Here is a 21,744-nt window from a genome sequence, read left to right as displayed (position 1 = left end):
CACGTCCGTCGATGCCGTCGCCTGCGCGATGGCCGTCGCGATCACCGCAGGGCGAGGCGCGGTGCGCGGTGCAGGTGACCGCGGCGTCGAGCCGGTTCCGGCGACGCCCCCGCGTCGCCGGAACCCGCCTCGTCGACCGCCCGCTGCATGCCGAGCTCACGCTCGGCGCGGTGCACGTCGGTCTGGTGCGCGTGCAGTGCCATGAAATCCGCAGAGAACTGCATGATCCCCTCCTGGGTCGTTCCGATCGTTCGACCGGATGCCTCCAGCGTGCGCTCTGAGGCGCCTGGGGCTCATCGGGCGATCGCCCTATATTCGTGCGTCGGCACCTCAGATCCGCCTGAGGAGGCCGCTCAGTCGAGCGCGGCGCTCAGCCGAGGATCGTCGGCGTGCGGCGGTAGCCGTCGCGACCGAACTGCACGAATGCAGCGGAGATCGCCACGACGGCGACCATCGCGAGCACGGCGAGGAACAGTATCGAGAACATGGCGCACCTCCCTCCTGCACATCTCAAGAATCTGACGAAACCTCAGTGAAGCCTGCCGTGGTGTGCGGCCGTCGTCGTCAGGGCGACCACCGACTCCGGTGTCGGGGTACCTGCCGGGGTCAGCACCGAGGGCTCGGGCGCGCCCCACGCGCGGGCGAGCGGCACGACGCCCGCCCAGACCGAGTGGTCCTCGCCGTCGTCGGCCGCCTCCGACGCGCCGGCGGCCCTCGTCTTCATGACGACGTCGTCGAGCCGGAGCCGGAGCACCCGGGTGGCGGCGATCTCCTTGCGGGTCATGGCGCGCACCTCGGCGGAGCGGCCGGGCATGAGCCGCTCGGAGAGCGCGAGCAGCGCAGCATCCGCCGCATCGCCCTCGACGGGCTCGAGCACGCCGTAGACGACGGCGCTGCGGTAGTTCATCGAGCTGTCGAAGAGCGAGCGGGCGAACACGAGCCCGTCGAGCGCGGTCACGGCGAAGGCCACGGTCCGTCCTTCGGATGCCGCGCGCAACGCGAACCCACCGCCGGTCGAGCCGTGCACGAGCAGGTACTCGCCGTCGCGGGCGTAACCCATCGGCACGACGACGGGCACGCCGTCGGCGGCGACGGCCAGATGGCCGACGAGTTCGGTGTCGAGGAGCTCGAAGAGCGCGGCGCGGTCGGTCGTCTGGCGCTCCGACATGCGGCGGATGCGTCGGGGCGCGGGTGCTGGGGATGCGTGGTCGATCGTGGTCACAGCACGAGTCTCCGCCGTACACTGGTCGCACTCGCAGTCCAGTTCTCGCAAATCCGACCAGTCCAGTGAGGAGCCCCGTGGACGGACCGATCATCGACCTCGACCGCACCTCCGGCACGCCCATCGGCGCCCAGCTCGTTGCCGCGCTGCGGCAGGGCGTGCTGACCGGCGACCTCCGCCCCGGCGACCCCGTACCGTCGACCCGCGCCCTCGCGAGCGCACTCGGCGTCTCGCGGAGCGCCGTCGTCTCGGCCTACGACCAGCTCGTGGGCGAGGGCTACCTCGAGACCAGGCAGGGGGCGGCGACGCGCGTCGCCGAGATCCAGCCGCGCCCCGATCGGACGACGGATGCCGCGGCATCCGCACCGGCGGCCACGACACCGGCACCGGCAGCTCCCACGACCGCAGCGCACGAGGAGCCGCGCATCAACCTGCTGCCCGGCCGGCCCTCGACCTCCCGCATCGACACCCGCGCCTGGCGGGCGGCCTGGCGGCACGCCGCCGCGCTCGACGTCTCGCCCGATCCCCCGCCGCTCTTCGGCGTGCCACGGCTGCGCGCCGAGATCGCCGACCACCTCCGGCATGCGCGCGGACTCGCCTGCTCGCCCGACGACATCGTCGTCACCGCGGGCACGAGCGAGGCGCTCGGGCTCGTGGCATCCGTCGCGGCCCACCTCGCCGGGCGGGCGCCCGTGATCGCGATCGAGCATCCCGGCTACCCGTCGGCACGGCGCCTGTTCGCGCGGCGGGGCGCGCGAACTGCGCCCGTCGCCGTCGACCGCGACGGCTTCGACGTCGCCGCCTTGCGCCGACTGCCCGGCCCGCCCGACGCCGTCCTGGTCACCCCGAGCCACCAGTACCCGCTCGGGGGCCGGCTGCCAGTCTCGACGCGCCTCGAGCTCATCGCCTGGGCGAGGGAGACGGGCGGCCTCGTGATCGAGGACGACTACGACAGCGAGTTCCGCCACCTCGGACCTCCGCTGCCGGCGCTCGCCTCCCTCGACGACAGCGGCCGGGTCGTGCTCGTCGGCAGCTTCTCGAAGGTGCTGACGCCGTGGATCCGGCTCGGCTACCTCGTGCTGCCGCCGACGAACCACGCGCTCCGCGAAGCGATCGCCGGGGCCCGCGACGACGAGGCCTGCCCGGTGCCCGGCGTCGCGCAGCACGCGATCGCCGAGCTGCTCGCGAGCGGCGCCGTGCGCCGGCACATCGCGGTCTCGCGGCGCGAGTACGCCCATCGGCGCGAGCTCGTGCTCGCCGCGCTCGACGGCCTGCCGGGTGCGCCCCTCTCCGGGCTCGCGGGCGGGCTGCACGCGGTGGTCGAGCTGCCGGATGCCGCGGCATCCGCTGCCCTCGTGACCCGGCTCGCGAGCGAGGGCGTGGCCGTCGCGCCGCTCTCGGACTATTCGGCGGTGCCCGGCGACGAGCCCCCCGGCATCGTCTTCGGCTACGCGGCGCCGAGCGACACCCGGCTCGTCGAGGGGCTGGCCCGCATCCGCACCGCCATCCTCGACGACCTCGCCGGTCGCCGGTCCTCCTCGCTCCACCCGCCCGGACCGACGGCGTGAACCGGGCCGGAATCCCTGCGCGAATACGACCTTCGGCTCACTGTCGCGAGCCCTCCCCCAGCAGATAGGGTGAACCGACCGGCGCGCCGAGGGTGGCACGCCACCCTACGGTTGGAGGCCCGGTGCGTCGAGCAGTCGGCAGAGGTGCGGTGCCAGTCGCCGTGAGCATGGTCGCGATGTCGGGCGCACTGCTGCTGAGCGGATGCGTCGCCGCCCCGGCTCCTCCTCCGGTCACGATCGTCGCGACCGTCACGGCGACGCCCACCCCCACCCCGACGCCGACGCCGACGCCGACCGCGGCGCCCGTCGAACCCGCCCCGGCGCCCGCTCCCGAACCGGTGCCGAACGCGCCGGCACCCGTCTACGAACCCGGCCCGGCGGTCGACCTCGGCGTGCGCGACGGCGCCAACGGCACCCCGACGCTCGACGGCGCGGGCATGCCGATCAGCTACGTCGTCGTCTCGGGCGACAGCTTCTTCGACATCGCGCAGCGCTTCGACCTGCCACAGCAGCAACTGCTGCGCATGAACCCGCAGGTGCACGACTACGGCGAGAACGTCTACATCGGCGACGTCGTCAACCTCGACTGGACGAAGACCGGATGACGGTGACCGCCGAGGTCGCCGACGTCATCATCACGATCGCCCCGTGGAACCCCTGGCCGGTCGCGATCCCGGTCGTCGCCCTCCTCGCGGGCGTCGTCCTCTCGATCATCGGCACCCGGCGCCGCTCGAAGCCGCTGCGCGAGCTCGGGTTCGTGATCTTCCTCGTCTCGGCGCTCACCGCCGGCGCCATGGCCTGGGTGCTCTCGGGCATCTGGGACACGCAGGCCCGCGAGCAGGCGCTCGAGGAGCTCGGTTACGTCTCGCCCACGTTCGAGGCCGGGATGAGCGTGACGGGGGGCGGCCTGCCGCCGATCGCCTTCACGGCCGAGCGCGACGACGGCCTCCGGGTCAGCGGGGTGCTCATCGACCAGGGCGGCGGGCGCTGGCTCGTGAAGGTCGGCGACTGAGGCCGCCCGGATGCCGACGCATCCGACGCGACGCGTCAGGCGAAGAGCGCCTGCCCCACGAACTCCCCCTCGGCGACCCCGCCCGGCACGGCGAAGATCGCCGACCCGACGTGCTTCAGGTACTCGTTCAACCCGTCGCGGGCGAGGCTCGTCTGCACGTCGATGAACTGCTGCGGCGAACGCTGGAACGACAGGAAGAAGAGCCCTGCATCGAGCCGGCCGAGCGAGTCGTTGCCGTCGACGAAGTTGTATCCCCGGCGGAGCATACGAGCCCCGCCGTTCGTCGTCGGGTGCGCGAGCCGCACATGCGCGTTCGTGTCGATGAGCGGTGCATCGGTCGCGCCGGTCTTCTCGAAGTCGGGCTCGGTGAACTCGGTGCCGCCCGAGAGCGGGGCGCCCTCGCCCTTGGATCGCCCGACGAGCATCTCCTGCTCGCCGAGCTGCACGCGGTCCCAGTTCTCGATGATCATGCGGATGCGCCGGGCGACGAGGTACGAGCCGCCCGCGAGCCAGGCCGGCTCGTCGGAGGCGTGCACCCAGATCTGGTCGTCGACGGTCGCCGTCTCCTCGGCCTTGACGTTCGCGGTGCCGTCCTTGAATCCGAAGAGGTTGCGCGGGGTCGCCTGCGTCGTCGAGGTCGACGAGGTGCGGCCGAAGCCGAGCTGCGACCAGCGCAGGCTCGCCCGCCCGAAGGCGATGCGGCTCAGGTTGCGGATCGCGTGCACCGCGACCTGCGGGTCGTCGGCGCAGGCCTGGATGCAGAGGTCGCCGCCCGAGATCTCGGGCACGAGCGCGTCGCCCTGGAATCGCGGCAGCGGTTCGAGCATCGCCGGGCGCCGGGCGGCGAGGCCGAAGCGGTCGGCCCCCGAGGCATCGGCGAAGAGGCCCGGGCCGAACCCGAAGGTGATCGTGAGGCCGCTCGCGGGCAGGCCGAGCGCCTCGCCGGTGTCGACCGGTGGCGCGTAGTCGGAGCCGCCGACGGCCCCTCCTTCGGCGACCTCGAGGCCCTGGCTCAGGCGAGCCGCGGCATCCGTCCACTCCGTGAGCAGTGCCATCAGCCCGTCGCGGTCGAGGGTGTCGTCGACGTCGAAGGCGGCGAAGTGCAGTCGGTCCTGCGCGGGGGTGACGATGCCGGCCTGGTGCGCCCCGAAGAACGGGTAGACGGATGCCGCGGGGCTCGCGGCTCCCGCCCCGCCGCTCGTCGCTGCGACCGCGACGCCGGCCCCTGCCGCAGCGCCGACCACGGCGCCGGCCGCGCCCGCACCGAGGAAGCCGAACAGCTGGCGCCGGCTGACCCCGGATGCCGAGTCGGCGCCGGCCTCGGGCGCGGTGCCGGGGTGCGCCTCGGCCGGCGACGTGCTGTGCGCGTCACCGGCCGAGGAACGTGAGTCGCTCATCAGACCCCGAGCACCGTGGCGGTCAGCTGCGAGAGCGGCTCGGCGAGCGCGTTGACCTCGTCGCTGAGCGTCTTCTTGTCGGCGTCGGTCAGCGTCGCGTAGTCGACGAAGCCCGACTCGAGGGAGCCGTACTCGGCGAGCGCCGCTTCGAGGGAGCTGAACTGCTCGTCGATCTCGGTCGCGAGGGCCGTGCCCTCGTCGCCCTTCGACTCGGCGAGCGCCCGCACCGCACCGAAGGCGACGCCGGCGCCCTGCACGTTGGCGGCGAAGTCGGAGAGGTCGGTGCCCGACCACCAGTCCTCCTCACCGGTGATCTTGCCCGCCGCGACCTCGTCGAGCAGGGCGATCGCACCGTTGGAGATGTCGGCCAGCGAGACCGTGAAGTCCGTCGCGGTCACGAGCTCGTGGAGCTCGGTGACATCCGCGACGAGGCCGTCGGCGTACGCCTGGCGCTCGTCGGGCGTCGACGGCGCCCAGTCCTTCAGGGCGTCCTGCCCGTCGGAGTTGAGGTCGCCGGCGGCCGGCGGCCAGAGGTCCTTCTCGATGCGGTGGAAGCCGGTCCACTCGAGGCCGTCGGCGACGGCGTCGACCTCGCGGAAGTCGATCTTCGGGTCGAGGTCGCCGAACGCCTCGGCCGTGGGCTCGATGCGCTCGTAGGGCACGCGGGTCGCGGCGAAGAGCGAGCGGGCGGTCTCGTCATCGCCGGCGGCGTAGGCCGCGGCGAACGTCTCGACGATCGGCAGCAGCTCGGCCGACTGCGAGCGGACGTAGGCGAGGTACTCGGTGACGGCCTGGTCGGAGAGCGCCTGGTCGTCGGCCGAGACGGCGGAGGCCTCGCCGGTGACGGTGAACTCGGCGAGCCCGACCGGAGCGCCGACCTGCTGGAACTTGCACGCCGTGTAGTAGGTGCCCGGTTCCAGCTGCGCGGTGAAGTCGACCGTCTGACCCGGAGTGACGTTCTCCTTCTCGCCCACGATGCGCAGCTGGTCGTCGGCGAGGATCTCGAACTCGTTCACGTCGGACCCGGCGTTGGCGAGCGTGAACGTCACGGCGCCGGCGGGCGCGGCGGCGGTGGCCACGGCGCATCCGTCATCGGTGATGTCGACGGCGATCGCCGAGGCGAGGTCGGATTTCGCGACGCAGCCGGTGAGGGCGAGCGCGAGTGCGGTCACGGCAGCGGATGCCGCGAGGGCGCGTCGGGTCATGGATGCTCCTGGAGTCGGGGTGGAGTGAGACGTGAGGGTGGTCGGGTTCAACTCGCCGCGGCGGGCGTCGGGGCCGATGCGGTCGGGGCGGCGGCCGTGACGGGCGTCGGCCGGCTGCGCCGATGCAGCATGCCGAGGTAGAGCGACATCGTGACGGCGACGTAGACGACCCAGCCGATGACCTGGGCCCAGGTCGGCTCGGGCGTGAAGTTGAAGATGCCGCTGAGCAGGGCGCTGAACCAGCCGCCCGGCGGGATGATCGCCGTGAGGCTGTAGGCGGGCTGGCCCTGGCCGGGGATGACGCCCGCCTCCTGCAGGTCGCCGATGCCGTACGAGAGCACGCCGGCGGCGACGAGGATGAGGAAGAGCCCCGTCCACGTGAAGAACTTCGAGAGGTTGATGCGCACGAGGCCGCGCGAGATGCCCCACGAGATGACGATCGCGGTGACGATGCCGAGCACCGCGCCGAAGGTGCCGAGCACGGGGTCGCTGCCGCCCGAGACGCTCGCCCACACGAAGAGGGCCGTCTCGATGCCCTCGCGGCCGACCGAGAGGGCGCCGAGCACCACGATCGCGATCCATGAGTGGTCGATCGCGGCATCCATCTGGCCGCGCAGCTCCGCCGAGAGCGTGCGCCCGTGCGTGCCCATCCAGAAGATCATCCAGGTGACCATGGCGACCGCGACGAGGGAGAGCACGCCGCCGAGCACCTCCTGCGCCTGGAAGGTCATCGCGTACGGACCCCAGGTGAGCAGGGCGCCGACACCGAGCGAGACGGCGACCGCGATGCCGATGCCGAACCAGAGACGGCCGAAGAGGTCGCGGCGGCCGATCTTGCCGAGGTAGGCGATGAGGATGCCGACGATGAGCCCTGCCTCGAGGCCCTCGCGAAGGCCGATCAGGTAGTTGGCGAGCACGCGCGTCTCCCGGGTCGTACGGAGTGGGTTGAGCTAAGGCTAACCTAAGTACTTCGATACCGCGAACCCTGGACGAGGCGCCCGATTCCCACGCTGAACACGGTTTTCGGGGCCGGTCGACACCGGCCGGGCGTGGAGGCGTAGCGTGGGAGCGTGCTGACTCCGCCGAAGACCGACAAGCGACCCATCGAACGCGTGCACCACGGCGACGTCGTGGTCGACGACTACGAGTGGCTGCGCGACAAGGACGATCCCGAGGTGCTCGCGCACCTGCACGAGGAGAACGCCTACACGAAGGCGAAGACCGAGCACCTCGCGATCCTGCAGGAGCAGATCTTCGAGGAGATCACGACCCGCACCAAGGAGACCGACCTCAGCGTGCCCACCCGCGAGGGCGACTGGTGGTACTACACCCGCACGGTCGAGGGCCGCGAGTACGGCATCCACTGCCGGGTGCCCGCCGCCGGCCCCGACGACTGGGAACCCCCGGTGACGGATGACTCCGGCTCCCCCCTGCCCGGTGAGCAGGTGCTGCTCGACGACAACGTCGAGGCTCAGGGCCACGACTTCTACTCGCTCGGAAGCTTCGACGTCACCGCCGACGGCGCGACGCTCCTCTACGCGATCGACCTCGAGGGCGACGAGCGGTACACGATCCGGCTTCGTTCGCTCGACGGCTCGGGACGCGAGTACTCCGACGTCATCGAGGGCACCTCGAGCGGCGCGACCTTCGACCCGAGCGGGCGGTACGTGTTCTACGCGACGGTCGACGAGTCGTGGCGGCCCGACACCATCTGGCGGCACGAGATCGGCACCGCGGCATCCGACGACGTCTCGGTGTTCACCGAGCCCGACGAGCGGTTCTGGCTCGGCGTCGGCGTGACCCGCAGCCGCAGGTTCCTCGTGATCGAGGCGGGCTCCAACGTCACGAGCGAGACGTGGCTGCTCGACGCCGCAGAGCCGACGGGCGAGTTCTCGGTCGTCTGGCCCCGGAAGGACGGGGTGGAGTACGACGTCGAGCACGTCATCGCCGGCGGCAAGGACCGCCTGCTCCTCGTGCACAACGACGACGCCGTGAACTTCGAGCTCGTGAGCGTCGCGGCATCCGACCCGCAGGGCGACCGGCGCGTGCTGCTGCCGCACGACCCGGCCGTGCGCCTCGAGGGCGTCGACGCGTTCCGCGACTTCGTCGCCGTCGAGTACCGCCGCGAGGGGCTGCCGCGCGTCGCGGTCGCGAAGGTGCCGCCCGCCGGCCTCCCCGCCGGCGCCACGCCCGACGACACCCTGCACGAGCTCGCGTTCGACGAGGCGCTGTTCTCGGTGGGCCTCTCGGGCAACCCCGACTGGGCGCAGCCGACGCTGCGCATCGGGTACACGAGCTTCGTCACCCCCTCCACCGTCTACGACGTCGTCGTCGCGACCGGCGAGCGGCGACTCCGCAAGCGGCAGGCCGTGCTCGGCGACTACGACGCGACCCGCTACTCCCAGCGCCGCGAATGGGCGACGGCCGACGACGGCACGCGCATCCCGGTGTCCCTCGTGTACCGGCACGACCTCATCGACCTCGGCACGCCCGCACCGACCCTGCTCTACGGCTACGGCTCGTACGAGCACTCGATCGACCCGGGCTTCGGCATCCCCCGCCTGTCACTGCTCGACCGCGGCATGATCTTCGCCGTGGCCCACGTGCGCGGCGGCGGCGAGATGGGTCGGCTCTGGTACGAGCACGGCAAGAAGCTCGAGAAGCGCAACACCTTCACCGACTTCGCCGCCGTCGCCCGGCATCTCATCGATGAGGACATCACGGCCCCCGACCGGCTCGTCGCCCAGGGCGGCAGTGCCGGCGGCCTGCTCATCGGCGCCGTCGCGAACCTCGCGCCGAAGTACTTCTCCGGCTTCCTCGCCGAGGTGCCGTTCGTCGACCCGCTGACCTCGATCCTCGACCCGTCGCTGCCGCTCACGGTCATCGAGTGGGACGAGTGGGGCAACCCGCTCGACGACGACGAGGTCTACTCGTACATGAAGTCGTACTCCCCCATCGAGAACGTGCACGTCAACCACTACCCGCCGATCCTCGCGGTGACCTCGCTGAACGACACCCGCGTGCTCTACGTCGAGCCGGCGAAGTGGGTCGCGAAGCTCCGCGACGTCGGCGCCGAGCCGCTGCTGAAGATCGAGATGGCGGCCGGGCACGGCGGCGTCTCGGGTCGGTACGCCGCCTGGCGCGAGCGCGCCTTCGCCTACGCCTGGGTCGTCGACGCGGCAGGGGCGCACCCGAGCGGCGAGTGACCGGCGGGTGGGCGGATGCCGCGGCATCCGCCCACCCGGCCGTCAGCGCCGCCGCTTCGTCAGCGCCGCCGCTCGTAGGTGATGTGCGTCGCGAGCGGAGTATGCAGCACCTCGACCGGCGTGAGGCCGGGGTCGTCGAAGCCCTCGAAGAGCCGCTCACCTCCGCCGAGCATCATCGGCGAGATCGTGACGATGATGCGGTCGATGAGCCCCGCGGCGAGGTACTGCCGCACGGTGCTCGCGCCGCCCGCGATCGAGATGCGCGCGTCGTCGCCGACCGCCGCCCGCGCCTGGGCGAGCGCGTCGTCGATGCCCGTCGTGACGAAGTGGAAGGTGGTGCCGCCCTCCATCGGGATCGGGTCGTGCGGGTGATGCGTGAGCACGTAGACCGGGCCGTGGTACGGCGGGTTCTCGCCCCACCAGCCCTTCCATTCGTCGTCGGTCCACTCGCCGCGGATCGGCCCGAACATGTTGCGGCCCATGATGTAGGCGCGCGGCGCGAGGATCTGCTCGACGATCGCGGCGTTCTCGTCGGGCTGCTCGAACATCCAACGGTGCAGGTCTTCGCCACCGGCGCCGAGCGGATCGGCGAGCGTCTGGTTCGGCCCGGCGACGTAGCCGTCGAGCGAGATCGAGAGGTTGGCCGTGACGAGGCCGTCGTTGAACGTCATGCGCGCCACCGTACGCCGCTCCGCCGACACCCGCATCGGTGCATGCGAACGCACCGATTCAGCGCAGAGCGAGCACCGTTCCGGATGTCGCGGGTCGCTGGCAAACTGACGAAATGTCTCTTCTCTCCGAACTGAGTGAGCGAATCCCAGGCCGGGCGCATGGTCCCGGCGCATCCGAATACGACTCGGGCCGCACCGTCTTCGCCGGCGTCGGCGAACCCGAAGCGGTCGTGCGACCGCACACCGCCGAAGAGGTCGCGGCCGCAGTCGGCCTCGCCGCGGCGGCAGGCCTGCCCATCGCCGTGCGAAGCGGCGGGCACGGCCTCCTCCCCGTCGACGGCGGACTCGTCGTCGACCTCGCCGAGTTCACCGCGATCGAGGTCGACGCCGCCGCCCGCGTCAGCGTCGGCGGCGGCGCCCGCTGGGGCGACGTCGCGGCGGCCCTGGCCCCGCACGGCCTGGGCATCAGCTCGGGCGACACCCGCGACGTCGGCGTGGGCGGCCTCGCCCTCGGCGGCGGCATCGGCTGGCTCGTGCGTATGCAGGGGCTCGCCATCGACGCATTGCGCGAGGTCGAACTCGTCACGGCGGCGGGCGAGGTGCTGACCGTGAACGAGACGTCGCACCCCGAGTTCTTCTGGGCGCTGCGGGGCGGCGGCGGCAACTTCGGCGTGGTCACCCGCTTCGTCTTCCAGGCGGTGCCGGCCGACGGCCTCGTCGCCGCGCACGTGGGCTTCGACCGATCCGACGTGCCCGCCCTGCTGCGCGCGTGGCGCGACGTGATGCGCGCCAGCCCCGACGAGCTGAACTCGTCCCTCATGCTCGTGCCCCCCTTCGGGCCCGAGATGCCGGGCGGCCCGCAGCTCGGAGCAGCGCTGCAGGGCAGTGAGGCGCGGCTCCGCGAGCTGCTCGCACCGCTGCTCGAGCTGCCGTCGGTCACCGAGGCGAAGATCGGGCCGAGCACCTACGGCGAACTGCTCGAGGACGCCCCTCCCGGGCGACCTCCGTTCCGGTTCGTCGGGGGCAACGGCTTCGTGCCCGAGCTCTCCGATGCGGCGCTCGATGCCGTCGCCGCCGCCTACGACCGCGAGGTTCCGACGATGGTGCTGCTCCGCGCCCTCGGAGGCGCGTTCTCGCGCGTCGCACCCGACGCCACGGCGATCGCCTTCCGTGACGCCGAGGCGCTGCTGATCGTCAACGCCGTGGTGGCGGCCGACGCCCCACCCGAGCTGATCACGGCGGTCGAGGCCGGCAGCGACGCGGCCCTCGCCTTCACGAGCGGGGTCTACGGCAACTTCTCGGCCGAGTACGGCGACGGGGTCACGGCGGCGATGTACCCGCCCGCGACGCTCGAGCGCCTGCGCCGCATCAAGGCGCAGGTCGACCCGGGCAACGTGTTCCGTCGCAACCACAACATCGCGCCGACGAGCTGAGCACCGGCGAGCGGATGCCGCGGGCGCACGCCACGCGGCATCCGCTCGCCTGCTGAAACTGGCCATACTTTGTCAGGACATTCTGTGTAGACTGTGGACAACCGTCCGCGGCACCGGCAGAAAGTTGTACGACGCAGTATGACCATCACGACAGCATCGACCTTCGACGTCATCACCATCGGGCGCGTCGGCATCGACCTCTATCCGACGCGTGACGGCGTGCATCTCGAAGACGTCGACACCTTCACCAAGTCCGTGGGCGGCAGCGCGACCAACGTGGCGATCGCCGCGGCGCGCCACGGCCGCAGCAGCGCGATCATCACCCGCACGGGCGACGACGCCTTCGGCCGGTACATCCGGCGCGAGCTCGCCGGCTTCGGGGTCGATCCGCGATTCGTGGGCGCCGAGCCCGAGCTGCTGACCCCCATCACCTTCTGCGAGATATTCCCGCCCGACGACTTCCCGCTCACCTTCTACCGCAAGCCGAAGGCACCCGACCTCGAGATCACGGCCGAGAGCCTGCCGTTCGACGACATCCGCTCCGCCGCGATCTACTGGTCGACCGTCACCGGCCTGAGCGAAGAGCCGAGCCGCGGCGCGCACCATGCCGCGTGGGCCGCCCGAGGCCGACGGCCCGGCACCATCCTCGACCTCGACTACCGGCCCATGTTCTGGCGCTCCGTCGACGAGGCGCGACGCGAGGTCTCCGCCGCGCTCGACTCGGTCACCGTCGCCATCGGCAACCTCGAGGAGTGCGAGGTCGCCGTCGGCGAACGCGATCCGTACCGTGCCGCCGACGCACTGCTCGACCGCGGGATCGAGCTCGCCGTCGTCAAGCGCGGCCCGCTCGGCGTGCTCGCGAAGACCCGCGACGAGACCGTCGAGCTTCCCGCCCTGCCCGTGCAGGTCGTCAACGGCCTCGGCGCGGGCGACGGGTTCGGCGGTGCGTTCTGCCACGGCCTCCTCTCGGGCTGGCCGCTCGAACGCATCATCACCTTCGCGAACATCGCGGGCGCGATCGTGGCGACCCGCAGGGAGTGCTCCACCGCGATGCCGAGGAGCGCCGAGGTCGCGCAACTGGCCCGGGAGCGCGGACTCGGCGAGTTCGACGGGATCGACCCGCACGGGCTCGAAGCCGCGACCGTCGGCACCCCTGGCGCCACCGGCCCCTCCGACGCTCGCCGGGCGCAGGTCGAAGGAGACGCCGATGCTTCCTGAGTCTTCTCGGCGTTTCCTCGACGACGAGCGGTTCGCCCGGCTTCGCGACCGACGTGCCGTCGACCCGACGGCCATCGCCGAGCTGCACGCTGCCCGAACGCGCCGCCCCGTGCTCGGCGACAACGGCCGGCTCTTCATCGTCGCCGCCGACCACCCGGCCCGTGGCGCACTGGGCGTTGGCGACGAACCGATGGCGATGGCCGATCGGTACGAGCTGCTCGACCGCCTCGCGCTCGCCCTCAGTCGACCGGGTGTCGACGGCGTGCTCGCGACCCCCGACATCATCGACGACCTCGCCCTGCTCGGCGCCCTCGACGGCAAGGTCGTCGTCGGCTCGATGAACCGCGGGGGGCTGCGCGGCTCGAGCTTCGAGATGGACGACCGGTTCACCGGCTACGACATCGACGGCATCGTGCGCGACCGACTCGACTTCGCCAAGGCCCTGCTGCGCATCAACCTGCAGGACGCGGGCTCGATCGCGACGATCGAAGCCTGCGCCGCAGCCGTCACCGCGGCCGCAGCGGCCGGCGTGCCGATCATGCTCGAGCCGTTCATGAGCACGCAAGGCCCTGCCGGCGTCGTCAACGACCTCACCGCCGATGCCGTGATCACCTCCGTCGCCATCGCGTCGGGGCTCGGCACGAGCTCGGCCTACACGTGGCTGAAGCTCCCCGTCGTCGACGACATGGAGCGGGTGATGGCGGCGACGACCCTGCCGACCCTCCTCCTCGGCGGCGAGCGTGGCAGCGATCCCGAGGCGACCTACGCCAGCTGGCAGCGGGCACTCGCCCTGCCCGGCGTGCGCGGGCTCGTGGTCGGGCGCACGCTCGTCTATCCTCCCGACGGCGACGTTGCACGTGCCGTCGACACCGCAGCGGCGCTCGTGCACGCCGGCTGACCGACGAGACCGAAGGAGCATCCGTGACGGAGCGGACGACGGCGACCAGCCACGAGGACTGGTTCCACCCCAGGGAGAGCCTCGCCCGGGGCGGCTGGGACGTCGTGGTCGACGCATCCCTCGACGGATGGCAGCACACCGGGCTCCGGGTCGCGGCGCTCGACGCGGTCGACGGCACGGGGCTCGGGCTCGCGGTGGGCGAGGTCGAGCGACTCGTCGTGCCCCTCGAGGGCGGGTGTCTCGTGCACGCGATCACCGAAGACGGCACCTCGCACGAGATCGAGCTCGAGGGCCGCGCCTCGGTGTTCGACGGCCCGACCGACTGCCTCTACCTGCCCGCGGGCGCCAGCGCGACGCTCACCGGCACCGGGCGGGTCGCGGTGGCCGAGGCTCCGGCGACCACGCGGCATCCGCTTCGACGCATTGGCCGCGACGAGGTGCCCGTCGAGCTCCGCGGCCGGGGTCGCGCGAGCCGGCAGGTGCACGACCTCGGCACCCCCGCCGTGCTCGACGCCGAGCGGCTCATCGTGTGCGAGGTCATCACCCCGGCGGGCAACTGGTCGAGCTACCCGCCGCACAAGCACGATGAGGAGCTGCCCGGCCGCGAGTCGCAGCTCGAGGAGATCTACTACTTCGAGCTCGCGCCGGCACCCGGTGCGCCCGACGCCGCCGGCGCCGGGGCCGACCCGTACGCGCTCTTCAGCGCCGCGTCCTCCGAGGCGACCGAGATCGAGCTCGACGAGCGGGTGCGCAGCGGCGACGTCGCCCTCGTGCCCGGCGGGTTCCACGGCCCGGCCGTCGCACCGCCGAGCCACGACCTCTACTACCTCAACGTCATGGCGGGGCCCGGCGACCGGGTCTGGCGCATCACCGACGAGCCGGCGCACGAGTGGGTGCGCGAGTCGTGGCAGCACGAGCCGGCCGACGACCGCCTGCCCTACATCCGCACCACGAAGGGAGCTCGTCCGTGAGCCAGAACACCCCGATGACGAGACGCATGACCGTCGGACAGGCGCTCGTCGAGTTCCTCGCCCATCAGTGGACCGTCGACGGCGAGGTCCGCGAGCGCACGATCCCCGGCATGTTCGGCATCTTCGGCCACGGCAATGTCGCCGGCCTCGGGCAGGCCCTCATGGAGTCCAATGCCGCCGACCCCGACCTCATGCCGTACTACCAGGCGCGCAACGAGCAGGCGATGGTGCACCAGTCGGTGGGCTTCGCCCGCATGCGCCGCCGTCGCGCGACCTTCGCGAGCACCGCGTCGGTCGGCCCCGGCGCGGCGAACATGCTGACGGGTGCCGCACTCGCGACCAGCAACCGACTGCCCGCCCTGCTGCTGCCGAGCGACACCTTCGCGACGCGGGTCGCCGACCCCGTGCTGCAACAGCTCGAGCTGCCGCACGATCCGAGCCTGCAGGTCACCGACGCGTTCCGACCGCTGTCGCGCTTCTTCGACCGCGTCGAGCGGCCCGAGCAGCTCTTCTCGATCGCGCTCGGCGCCATGCGCGTGCTGACCGACCCCGCGGAGACCGGCGCCGTCACGATCGCCCTGCCCGAAGACGTGCAGGCCGAGGCGCTCGACGTGCCGCTCGCCTTCCTCGCCGACCGGGAGTGGCACGTGCGGCGCCCGCTTCCCGAGCCCGGCCCGCTCGCCCGTGCGGTCGCCGCCATCCGCGGCGCGCGCTCGCCCATCATCGTCGCGGGCGGCGGGGTGATCTACTCGGGTGCCGAGGAGGTGCTGCGCCGACTCGTCGAGGCAACCGGCATCCCCGTGGGCACCACTCAGGCCGGCGGCGGCGCCATCGCCTGGGACCACCCGGCCTCGCTCGGCGGCGTGGGCGCCACGGGCACGACCGCGGCGAACCGGTTCGCCGCGGAGGCCGATGTCGTCATCGGCATCGGCACCCGGTACAGCGACTTCACGACGGCGAGCCGCAGCGCCTTCCAGCACCCGGATGTCGCGTTCGTGAACATCAACGTCGCGCCCTTCGACGCGTACAAGCACGGCACGCAGCTGCCCGTGATCGCCGACGCGCGCACCGCGCTGGAGGCGCTCGAGGTCGAGCTCGAGGGCTACCGGGTGCCCGCGGCGATGTCGGAGCTCGTCGCCGCGGAGCAGCGCTCGTGGAACGCCGTCGTCGACGCGTCGTTCGTGCCCTCGGGTCGCGACCGGCCCGCGCAGGCCGAGATCATCGGCGCCGTGCAGGCGGCGAGCGAGCCCCGCGACGTGGTCGTGCAGGCGGCAGGGTCGCTGCCGGGCGATCTGCACCGGCTCTGGCGGGTGCGCGATGCGCTCGGCTACCACGTCGAGTACGCGTTCTCGTGCATGGGCTACGAGATCGCGGGCGGTCTCGGCGTGCGCCGTGCCGCACCCGACCGGGACGTCATCGTCATGGTCGGCGACGGCTCCTACCTGATGCTGCACACCGAGCTCGTGACCGCGGTCGCCGAGGGTCACAAGCTCATCGTCGTGCTTGTGCAGAACCAGGGCTACGCCTCGATCGGCAACCTCTCGGAGTCGGTCGGCAGCCAGCGCTTCGGCACGAGGTACCGCCGGTACGACCCGGCGAGCCGCAACTTCCAGGGCACCGAGCCGTTGCCCATCGACCTCGCCGCCAACGCGCGCAGCTACGGGCTCGACGTGATCGAGATCGCCCCCGGGCCCGATGCCGTCGCCGACCTCGGCCATGCCATGGCGACCGCGAAGGCGTCGCCGACCTCGACGCTCATCCACGTCGAGAGCGACCCGCTGCTGGCCGGCCCCGACGGCGGCGGCTGGTGGGACGTGCCGGTGGCCGAGACCTCCACGACGCCGAGCGTGCAGCAGGCGCGTGCGGAGTACGAGGAGGCCCGGCAGGCCCAGCGACCGCTGCTCGGCTGAGCGCGCAGGCGCCGCGCCTCCGCCGCCACAGGTCGAGGAGCGAGCGCGGCGCGCTCGGCGCTCAGCGATCGACGAGCGTGACCTCGAACGAGTAGCGGTCGGGCCGGTAGCAGTGCTGCCCGAACTCGACCGCGACACCCGAGTTGTCGAACGCGGTGCGCGCCATCGTGAGCACCGGGGCGCCCCGCGACAGGTCGAGCAGTTCGGCCTCGCGTGCGGATGCCGCCCGCGCCCCGATGCGCTGCTTCGCGACCCGCATGGTCACACCCCGCGCCCGGAGCAGTTGGTAGAGCCCGTGCTTCTCGAGTGCTTCGCGGTCGAGATCGGTGAACTGCTCGGGCAGCACGTTGTCGAGGATCGCGAGCGGCACGCCGTCGGCGCTGCGCAGCCGCTGCACGTGCAGCACCGGGCTGCCGGGGTCGACCCCGAGCGCCTCGACCGCCGCTTCGTCGGCGGGCACGACCTCGACCGAGAGCACGCGCGTCTCGGGCTTCTGGCCCGAGCGCTCGAGGTCTTCGTAGAGGCTCGTGAGTTCGACGTTGCGCGTCACCTTGCCGTGCACGACCTGCGTGCCGATGCCGCGGCGTCGCACGAGCAGTCCCTTGTCGACGAGGTCCTGGATGGCGCGGCGGATCGTGGGGCGCGAAAGCCCGAGCCGTGCCGCGAGCGCGACCTCGTTCTCGAGCCGCGCGCCGGCGGGCAGCGTCTGGTCGAGGATCGCCTGCTCGAGTCGACTCGCGATCTGGTAGTACAGGGGCACGGGGCCCGATCGATCGAGGTCGAGGAACAGCTCGACGGGGAGGCGATGCTCCGACTGCGCCATGGAATCTCCAGTTGTCCGGTTGTTCTGACAGTAGAGGGTCGAACGGCCCTCGGCGTCACCCGCGATCGGGGGGCGTGTCGGCGACGCGCTGCCGGAAGGTCTCGATGCGGCTCGCTCCGATGACGATCGTGGCGAGATCGACGTCGCGCTCGACGACCTCGCCGGCCAGGTCGGTGCGATCCCAGAGGCCGGATGCCGCGGCGGCGAGCACCTGCGCCTCGGCCCGGTAGTTCACGAACCGGGCTTCGACCACCGGGCTGCCGGCGGCATCCGTCGTCGTGCGCAGCGACTCGAGCACGACATCGCCCGCGACCTCGACGACCGGCGCCGTGGGCAGCTCGGATGCCTCGGCCGCCCCGCCCGCGCCTGCGACGCCGCCGACGACGGTCGGGCCGCCGCGCGTGCCGCGGGCCACCTCGGGCTCGACCCGCTCGAGTTCCGCCCAGCGCGCGGCGCCCGACTCGGCCCATCCGGACGCCGACGGCAGGATCGCGAACTCGGTCGCGACCGGGGTGCCGAGGTACTGGGCGCCGGGTACGGCGAACTCGGCGCCGGCCGGCTCGTCGCGCAGCGGGTGCACGTTGACGCTCATCATGCCGACGGCGCGCACGAGCGTGAGCGCGATCGCGTCGACGCCCGACCGCCCGTCGTCGACGATCTCGTACTCGGAGTGCTTCGTGACGATGAGGCTCGCGCGCCCGGCGTGCACGAACCGCGCGACCGGGTAGGTGGGCAGCGGGAACTCGCCGACCGGGCCTCCCTCGCCGATACGGCCCCGCTCGGTGACGGCGTACTGCCCTGCTGCCGAGGAGCCCGGCAGTTCGGCGACGCCAGTGGGCACGAGCACCCGCAACCGGTGGTCGGCGGCCGGGTTCACGAAGTCCATCCGCACCCGCAGCATCGGTTCGCCCTCGCGGAGCTCCAGCACGGTGTCGACGATCAGGTCGACGGATGCCGCTGCGCGCCGGTCGCGATCGACCGGGTCGAGGGCGGCCGGCACGGCGTAGCGGCGCCGCACGAGGATGCGGCCGCGGATCGGGCCCGACTCGAGCACGGTCACCTCGACCGACGTCGGGTCGGTCACCGCCGACGCCGGGTCGACCGGCCCGTAGTTGTACGAGTCGCCCCGGTCGCCCTCGTCGACGAGTCGCAGCACGTCGGTGAGCACGGTGCCGTCGGCGGCCTCGATGCGCACCGCGCCGCGCTCGTCGATCATCGCGGTCAGCCCGCGGTTCGAGAGCGAGCGGGCCGACACCGCCACCGGGTCATCCGTCGCCCGTGCCGTCGCGGGGTCGAGGCTCGCGACGCCGATGCCGCCGACGTCGATGCCGACGACCGCCGTGCGACGCGGGTCGGCGATGATCTCCACACGCCAGAGACGCTCGCCCGAGGCATCCGAGGCGATGCGCTGCTCGAGCTCCTCGGTGAACGCGGCCAGGTCGAAGTCGCCGACCGGCGCCTCGGCGACCTCGAACCGCAGCCCGTCGTCGCTGAAGCGCCACGCGTTGATGAGCTGGCCGAACAGTTCGCGCCCGTGGATGCGGTTCAGCAGCTTCGGCAACTCGGCCGTGGCGAGCTGCTCGTCGCCGAGCACCTCGGGCAGGGCGTCGAGCAACTGCACGCCGTCGCCGAGCTCGAGCCGCTCGGGGTCGTGCAGGCGGATCTCGACGTGCGCCCGCCGAGCGAAGCCCGTCGGGTTCGCGACGACGTGACGGTCTGGGGCGACGGATGCCGCGAGCCGCTCCATCGTGCGCAGGATCACGCCGCGCGCGACATGGCCCGCCGTCGCCAGACGCCCCTCGACCTCGACGGCCGTCGCGTCGACCCCGCAGCCGGTGACCGAGTCGTGCGCGGTGCTCTCGACGAGCCGGTACCAGGCGGTGTCGAAGAACGCCCGGTGGTCGTCGGCCCCGAACGCGGCGTCGAGCCGCTCGGCCGTGGAGAGCCGCCGCTCGGCGTCGGCCATCGCCTGCTTGAGGTTGGTGCGGATCGAGAAGACGCCCGGCAGGAGGTTGCCGCGGGTGTGCGCACGGAGTTCGCCGGCCACCACCGGCAGGTCCGCGAGCGCGCCGTCGTCGCCCGCCGCCCACTCGGGCGCGACCGTTCGCACGTAGCCCTCGATGGTGTCGACGGCCAGCCCGACGGCGCCGCCCGAGGCGTTCCCCGCCGCGACGAGCGGCATGAGGTCGGCGGGCGGTGCGCTGTGGTCGGTGCCGAGCATGCCGAGGATCGGGTCGGATCCGTACCAGCTCGCGACCGAACGCGCGTACTCGTCGACCAGGGCACCCAGCTGGCCGGGGAGGGCGAAGAGGTCGAGGGCGTTGCCGTAGCCGTCGAGCAGATACTCGGTGCGCACCGTCGAACCGTCGGGCGCGGTCCATGCGAAGGCGTGGCGATCGATCCGCGCGGGAACGCCGCGCCACAGCGCGGCGTCGCGGAGGCCGAACCCGCGCAGCAGCTGCGGCATCTGCGCGGCGTGGCCGAACATGTCGGGGAGGTAGCCGACCCGCATCTCGGGGCCGAGCCGCCGGCTCGACCGGAGGCCGAGCTCGAGGTTGCGCACGATCGTCTCACCGTCGCAGAGGAACTCGTCGAGCAGGATGAGGAACGGCCCGATCGCGAGCTGCCCGCGCCCGATCGCCGCCACCACCCGTTCGCGCTGCTCGGGGCGCATCTCGAGGTAGTCGTCGATCGCCGCGGCCTGGCCATCGAGGGTGAAGCGGTAGCCGGGGTTCTGCTCGAGCGTGCCGAGCAGCCGGTCGATCATGTGCACGAGGCGCAGCCGGAACACGTCGTGCGGCTCGTACCACTCGCGATCCCAGTGCGTGTGCGGCACGATCACGAGTTCGTCGGGGGCATCCATGGTCACTCCAAGCGGTGTTCGGGGGCGCGGTGGCGCGGTGGCGCGATGGTTCGTCGTGTGGTGGCGGGTCGTGCGGGCCCGTGCCCGCTAGGCGCAGAGCGCCATGATGCGGCGGTCGGCGAGCACCAGGTGGAAGGGCCCGTCGGCGGGGTCGGCCGCGAACGCCTCGCGCGCCGAGCGCACCGAGCGACGCCGCCCGAAGCCGTCGACGAGCACGAGCCCCTCGGCGTCGACCGCGACGACCTCGTCGCCGAGCCGCACGAGCGCCGGGGCCCGCATGAGCTCGGGCATGAGCACCGTGCCGTCGAAGACGCCGCTGCCGGTGATCGCCGTGCGGCCGGCGCGGACGCCCTCGAGGATCGCCTCGGCCGAGGCATCCGTCGCCGCGACCCAGGTGGTCGGCGTGCCCGGGCGCTGCGGTTCTTCGAGCATGTGCGTGTCGCTGCCGCCGAGCAGCGTCGCCCCCTCGGGCCAGGTGCGGAACCACGCGAAGGGCGCGGTCGAGATGAGCTCGAGGTACCAGGTCGAATGCCAGAGCTCGACGGCGGCGGGCCGCCGCTCGAGTCGGTGCAGCCACGAGCAGTCGCCCGAGATCGGATGGTTGATGCTCAGGATGCCGCCGCGCCGGTCGACCTCGTCGACCCATCGCTGCGCAGGCTCCCGGAAGTCGATCCAGCCGATGTCGCCGAACGCGTTCGCGTGACCGCGGTGGGTCGTCACCTCCTGGCCGGGCAGGAGGGTGATGCCGTGCTTCGCACCCTCGGCGGGCAGGTGCGCGTGGTGGCTCACCGTGTTGTGGTCGGTGACCGCCATGAAGTCGAGGCCGCTCGCCACGCCCAGTGCGGCGAGGCCGCCGATCGGCAGGCGCCCGTCGGAGTGGATCGTGTGGCCGTGGAAGTCGCCGGCGAACCAGGTGAGGCCCGGCTCGGCCGGAAGACCGCGGTCGCTGCCGCGCACGGCGCGCGTGACGGGAGCGGCGTCCGGAACCGGCGGCACCGCGCGCGATGCCGGGATGGTGATCTCGACCTCGACCTCCACCCCCTCGGACGGAACGCGGTGCAGGCCGAGCACGACGTTCCACTCCCCCGCCTCTGGCGCACCCGGCAGGTAGCCGGGCGTCGCGTCGGCCGGGTGGATGAGGAACTCGGTGCGGGCGCCGCCCGACCAGCCGCGCCATCCGCCCGCCCCCTCGCAGCCGAGGTCGATGCCGGCGTTCGAACCGTCGTAGCGGATCACGACCTCGAGCGAATCGGTGCCGGGCGGCACGTCGAACGGCACGTCGAGGAAACGGTGCTCGTTCTGCGTGTCGACGGTGATGGGGATGATGCGGCGCGTCGTCGTCATCGC

18 protein-coding genes are annotated in these 21,744 nt (G+C 72.4%); 9 read left to right on the top strand and 9 right to left on the bottom strand.

Features of this window, described 5'->3' with window-relative positions:
* Positions 1-41: 41 nt before the first annotated feature.
* Both BUR99_RS11720 and BUR99_RS11715 read right to left on the bottom strand, forming a co-directional pair.
* On the bottom strand, positions 42-224 hold the full coding sequence (locus BUR99_RS11720) for a hypothetical protein (protein WP_074260556.1): 183 nt from the start codon (positions 222-224) through the stop codon (positions 42-44).
* A 305-nt stretch (positions 225-529) separates the two neighbouring features.
* On the bottom strand, positions 530-1,222 hold the full coding sequence (locus BUR99_RS11715) for a pyridoxamine 5'-phosphate oxidase family protein (RefSeq protein WP_074260555.1): 693 nt from the start codon (positions 1,220-1,222) through the stop codon (positions 530-532).
* Between the two features lie 77 nt (positions 1,223-1,299).
* On the opposite strand from BUR99_RS11715, the gene pdxR reads away from it, so the two are divergent.
* From pdxR to BUR99_RS11700, 3 genes are all read left to right on the top strand, one after another.
* Positions 1,300-2,790, top strand: a complete 1,491-nt coding sequence (pdxR, locus tag BUR99_RS11710) for a MocR-like pyridoxine biosynthesis transcription factor PdxR (RefSeq protein ID WP_159440989.1) — start codon at positions 1,300-1,302, stop codon at positions 2,788-2,790.
* Positions 2,791-2,966: 176 nt separating this feature from the next.
* Positions 2,967-3,395, top strand: coding sequence for a LysM peptidoglycan-binding domain-containing protein (locus tag BUR99_RS11705; protein WP_143231614.1), 429 nt, complete (start codon positions 2,967-2,969; stop codon positions 3,393-3,395).
* Positions 3,392-3,802, top strand: coding sequence for a hypothetical protein (locus BUR99_RS11700; RefSeq protein ID WP_074260552.1), 411 nt, complete (start codon positions 3,392-3,394; stop codon positions 3,800-3,802). Before BUR99_RS11705 ends, BUR99_RS11700 begins: the two co-directional genes overlap by 4 nt.
* Before the next feature lie 35 nt (positions 3,803-3,837).
* Here the strand turns inward: BUR99_RS11700 and efeB are convergent, their stop codons facing one another.
* The 3 genes from efeB to efeU are packed head-to-tail and all read right to left on the bottom strand — an operon-like array spanning position 3,838 to position 7,321.
* Complete coding sequence (gene efeB, locus BUR99_RS11695; RefSeq protein WP_074260551.1) at positions 3,838-5,199, bottom strand: iron uptake transporter deferrochelatase/peroxidase subunit; 1,362 nt, start codon at positions 5,197-5,199, stop codon at positions 3,838-3,840.
* The gene (efeO, locus tag BUR99_RS11690) at positions 5,199-6,404 is read right to left on the bottom strand and encodes an iron uptake system protein EfeO (protein ID WP_074260550.1); all 1,206 of its coding nucleotides are present in this window, start codon (positions 6,402-6,404) and stop codon (positions 5,199-5,201) included. Before efeO ends, efeB begins: the two co-directional genes overlap by 1 nt.
* A 47-nt stretch (positions 6,405-6,451) precedes the next feature.
* On the bottom strand, positions 6,452-7,321 hold the full coding sequence (gene efeU, locus BUR99_RS11685) for an iron uptake transporter permease EfeU (RefSeq protein ID WP_074260549.1): 870 nt from the start codon (positions 7,319-7,321) through the stop codon (positions 6,452-6,454).
* Between the two features lie 153 nt (positions 7,322-7,474).
* Here efeU and BUR99_RS11680 point away from each other — a divergent pair, with 153 nt between their 5' ends.
* Positions 7,475-9,610, top strand: coding sequence for a S9 family peptidase (locus BUR99_RS11680; protein WP_074260548.1), 2,136 nt, complete (start codon positions 7,475-7,477; stop codon positions 9,608-9,610).
* Positions 9,611-9,669: 59 nt separating this feature from the next.
* On the opposite strand, the gene BUR99_RS11675 is transcribed toward BUR99_RS11680, so the two are convergent.
* Positions 9,670-10,281 carry a dihydrofolate reductase family protein gene (locus tag BUR99_RS11675; RefSeq protein ID WP_074260547.1) on the bottom strand — a complete coding sequence of 204 codons (612 nt, stop codon included), beginning with the start codon at positions 10,279-10,281 and terminating at the stop codon, positions 9,670-9,672.
* A gap of 113 nt (positions 10,282-10,394) precedes the next feature.
* Here BUR99_RS11675 and BUR99_RS11670 point away from each other — a divergent pair, with 113 nt between their 5' ends.
* The 5 genes from BUR99_RS11670 (at position 10,395) to iolD (ending at position 16,711) form a co-directional block, all read left to right on the top strand.
* Positions 10,395-11,714, top strand: a complete 1,320-nt coding sequence (locus BUR99_RS11670; RefSeq protein WP_074260546.1) for an FAD-binding oxidoreductase — start codon at positions 10,395-10,397, stop codon at positions 11,712-11,714.
* A 138-nt stretch (positions 11,715-11,852) separates the two neighbouring features.
* Positions 11,853-12,932: a 5-dehydro-2-deoxygluconokinase gene (gene iolC / locus BUR99_RS11665; RefSeq protein ID WP_084183944.1), complete on the top strand. Its 1,080-nt coding sequence runs from the start codon at positions 11,853-11,855 to the stop codon at positions 12,930-12,932.
* On the top strand, positions 12,922-13,830 hold the full coding sequence (locus BUR99_RS11660) for a class I fructose-bisphosphate aldolase (RefSeq protein ID WP_074260545.1): 909 nt from the start codon (positions 12,922-12,924) through the stop codon (positions 13,828-13,830). The genes iolC and BUR99_RS11660 overlap by 11 nt, the downstream gene beginning before the upstream one ends.
* Before the next feature lie 23 nt (positions 13,831-13,853).
* Positions 13,854-14,801, top strand: a complete 948-nt coding sequence (iolB, locus tag BUR99_RS11655; RefSeq protein WP_074260544.1) for a 5-deoxy-glucuronate isomerase — start codon at positions 13,854-13,856, stop codon at positions 14,799-14,801.
* 26 nt (positions 14,802-14,827) lie between these two features.
* Positions 14,828-16,711 (top strand): 3D-(3,5/4)-trihydroxycyclohexane-1,2-dione acylhydrolase (decyclizing), encoded by a 1,884-nt coding sequence (gene iolD / locus BUR99_RS11650; protein ID WP_084184017.1) that lies wholly within the window; start codon positions 14,828-14,830, stop codon positions 16,709-16,711.
* Positions 16,712-16,772: 61 nt separating this feature from the next.
* Here the strand turns inward: iolD and BUR99_RS11645 are convergent, their stop codons facing one another.
* From BUR99_RS11645 to BUR99_RS11635, 3 genes are all read right to left on the bottom strand, one after another.
* Positions 16,773-17,534: a GntR family transcriptional regulator gene (locus BUR99_RS11645; RefSeq protein WP_074260543.1), complete on the bottom strand. Its 762-nt coding sequence runs from the start codon at positions 17,532-17,534 to the stop codon at positions 16,773-16,775.
* Between the two features lie 55 nt (positions 17,535-17,589).
* Entirely contained in the window at positions 17,590-20,397 is a 2,808-nt protein-coding gene (locus tag BUR99_RS11640) for a glycoside hydrolase family 38 N-terminal domain-containing protein (RefSeq protein WP_074260542.1), read from the bottom strand.
* An 87-nt stretch (positions 20,398-20,484) separates the two neighbouring features.
* Positions 20,485-21,741, bottom strand: coding sequence for a CehA/McbA family metallohydrolase (locus BUR99_RS11635; RefSeq protein WP_074260541.1), 1,257 nt, complete (start codon positions 21,739-21,741; stop codon positions 20,485-20,487).
* Positions 21,742-21,744 lie beyond the last annotated feature (3 nt).

This window comes from Agromyces cerinus subsp. cerinus, assembly GCF_900142065.1.
GTDB lineage: Bacteria > Actinomycetota > Actinomycetes > Actinomycetales > Microbacteriaceae > Agromyces > Agromyces cerinus.
Note: the sequence above shows the minus strand (reverse complement) of the source record. Positions and strands in the feature narration are given on the sequence as shown.

Bases quoted from the DNA above. Each gene is read 5' to 3' on its own strand.
- BUR99_RS11720 (WP_074260556.1), bottom strand. From the start codon at position 224: ATGCAGTTCTCTGCGGATTTCATGGCACTGCACGCGCACCAGACCGAC.
- BUR99_RS11705 (WP_143231614.1), top strand. From the start codon at position 2,967: ATGTCGGGCGCACTGCTGCTGAGCGGATGCGTCGCCGCCCCGGCTCCT.
- BUR99_RS11700 (WP_074260552.1), top strand. From the start codon at position 3,392: ATGACGGTGACCGCCGAGGTCGCCGACGTCATCATCACGATCGCCCCG.
- efeB (WP_074260551.1), bottom strand. From the start codon at position 5,199: ATGAGCGACTCACGTTCCTCGGCCGGTGACGCGCACAGCACGTCGCCG.
- efeO (WP_074260550.1), bottom strand. From the start codon at position 6,404: ATGACCCGACGCGCCCTCGCGGCATCCGCTGCCGTGACCGCACTCGCG.
- BUR99_RS11675 (WP_074260547.1), bottom strand. From the start codon at position 10,281: ATGACGTTCAACGACGGCCTCGTCACGGCCAACCTCTCGATCTCGCTC.
- BUR99_RS11670 (WP_074260546.1), top strand. From the start codon at position 10,395: ATGTCTCTTCTCTCCGAACTGAGTGAGCGAATCCCAGGCCGGGCGCAT.
- iolC (WP_084183944.1), top strand. From the start codon at position 11,853: ATGACCATCACGACAGCATCGACCTTCGACGTCATCACCATCGGGCGC.
- BUR99_RS11660 (WP_074260545.1), top strand. From the start codon at position 12,922: ATGCTTCCTGAGTCTTCTCGGCGTTTCCTCGACGACGAGCGGTTCGCC.
- iolD (WP_084184017.1), top strand. From the start codon at position 14,828: ATGACCGTCGGACAGGCGCTCGTCGAGTTCCTCGCCCATCAGTGGACC.
- BUR99_RS11645 (WP_074260543.1), bottom strand. From the start codon at position 17,534: ATGGCGCAGTCGGAGCATCGCCTCCCCGTCGAGCTGTTCCTCGACCTC.
- BUR99_RS11640 (WP_074260542.1), bottom strand. From the start codon at position 20,397: ATGGATGCCCCCGACGAACTCGTGATCGTGCCGCACACGCACTGGGAT.
- BUR99_RS11635 (WP_074260541.1), bottom strand. From the start codon at position 21,741: ATGACGACGACGCGCCGCATCATCCCCATCACCGTCGACACGCAGAAC.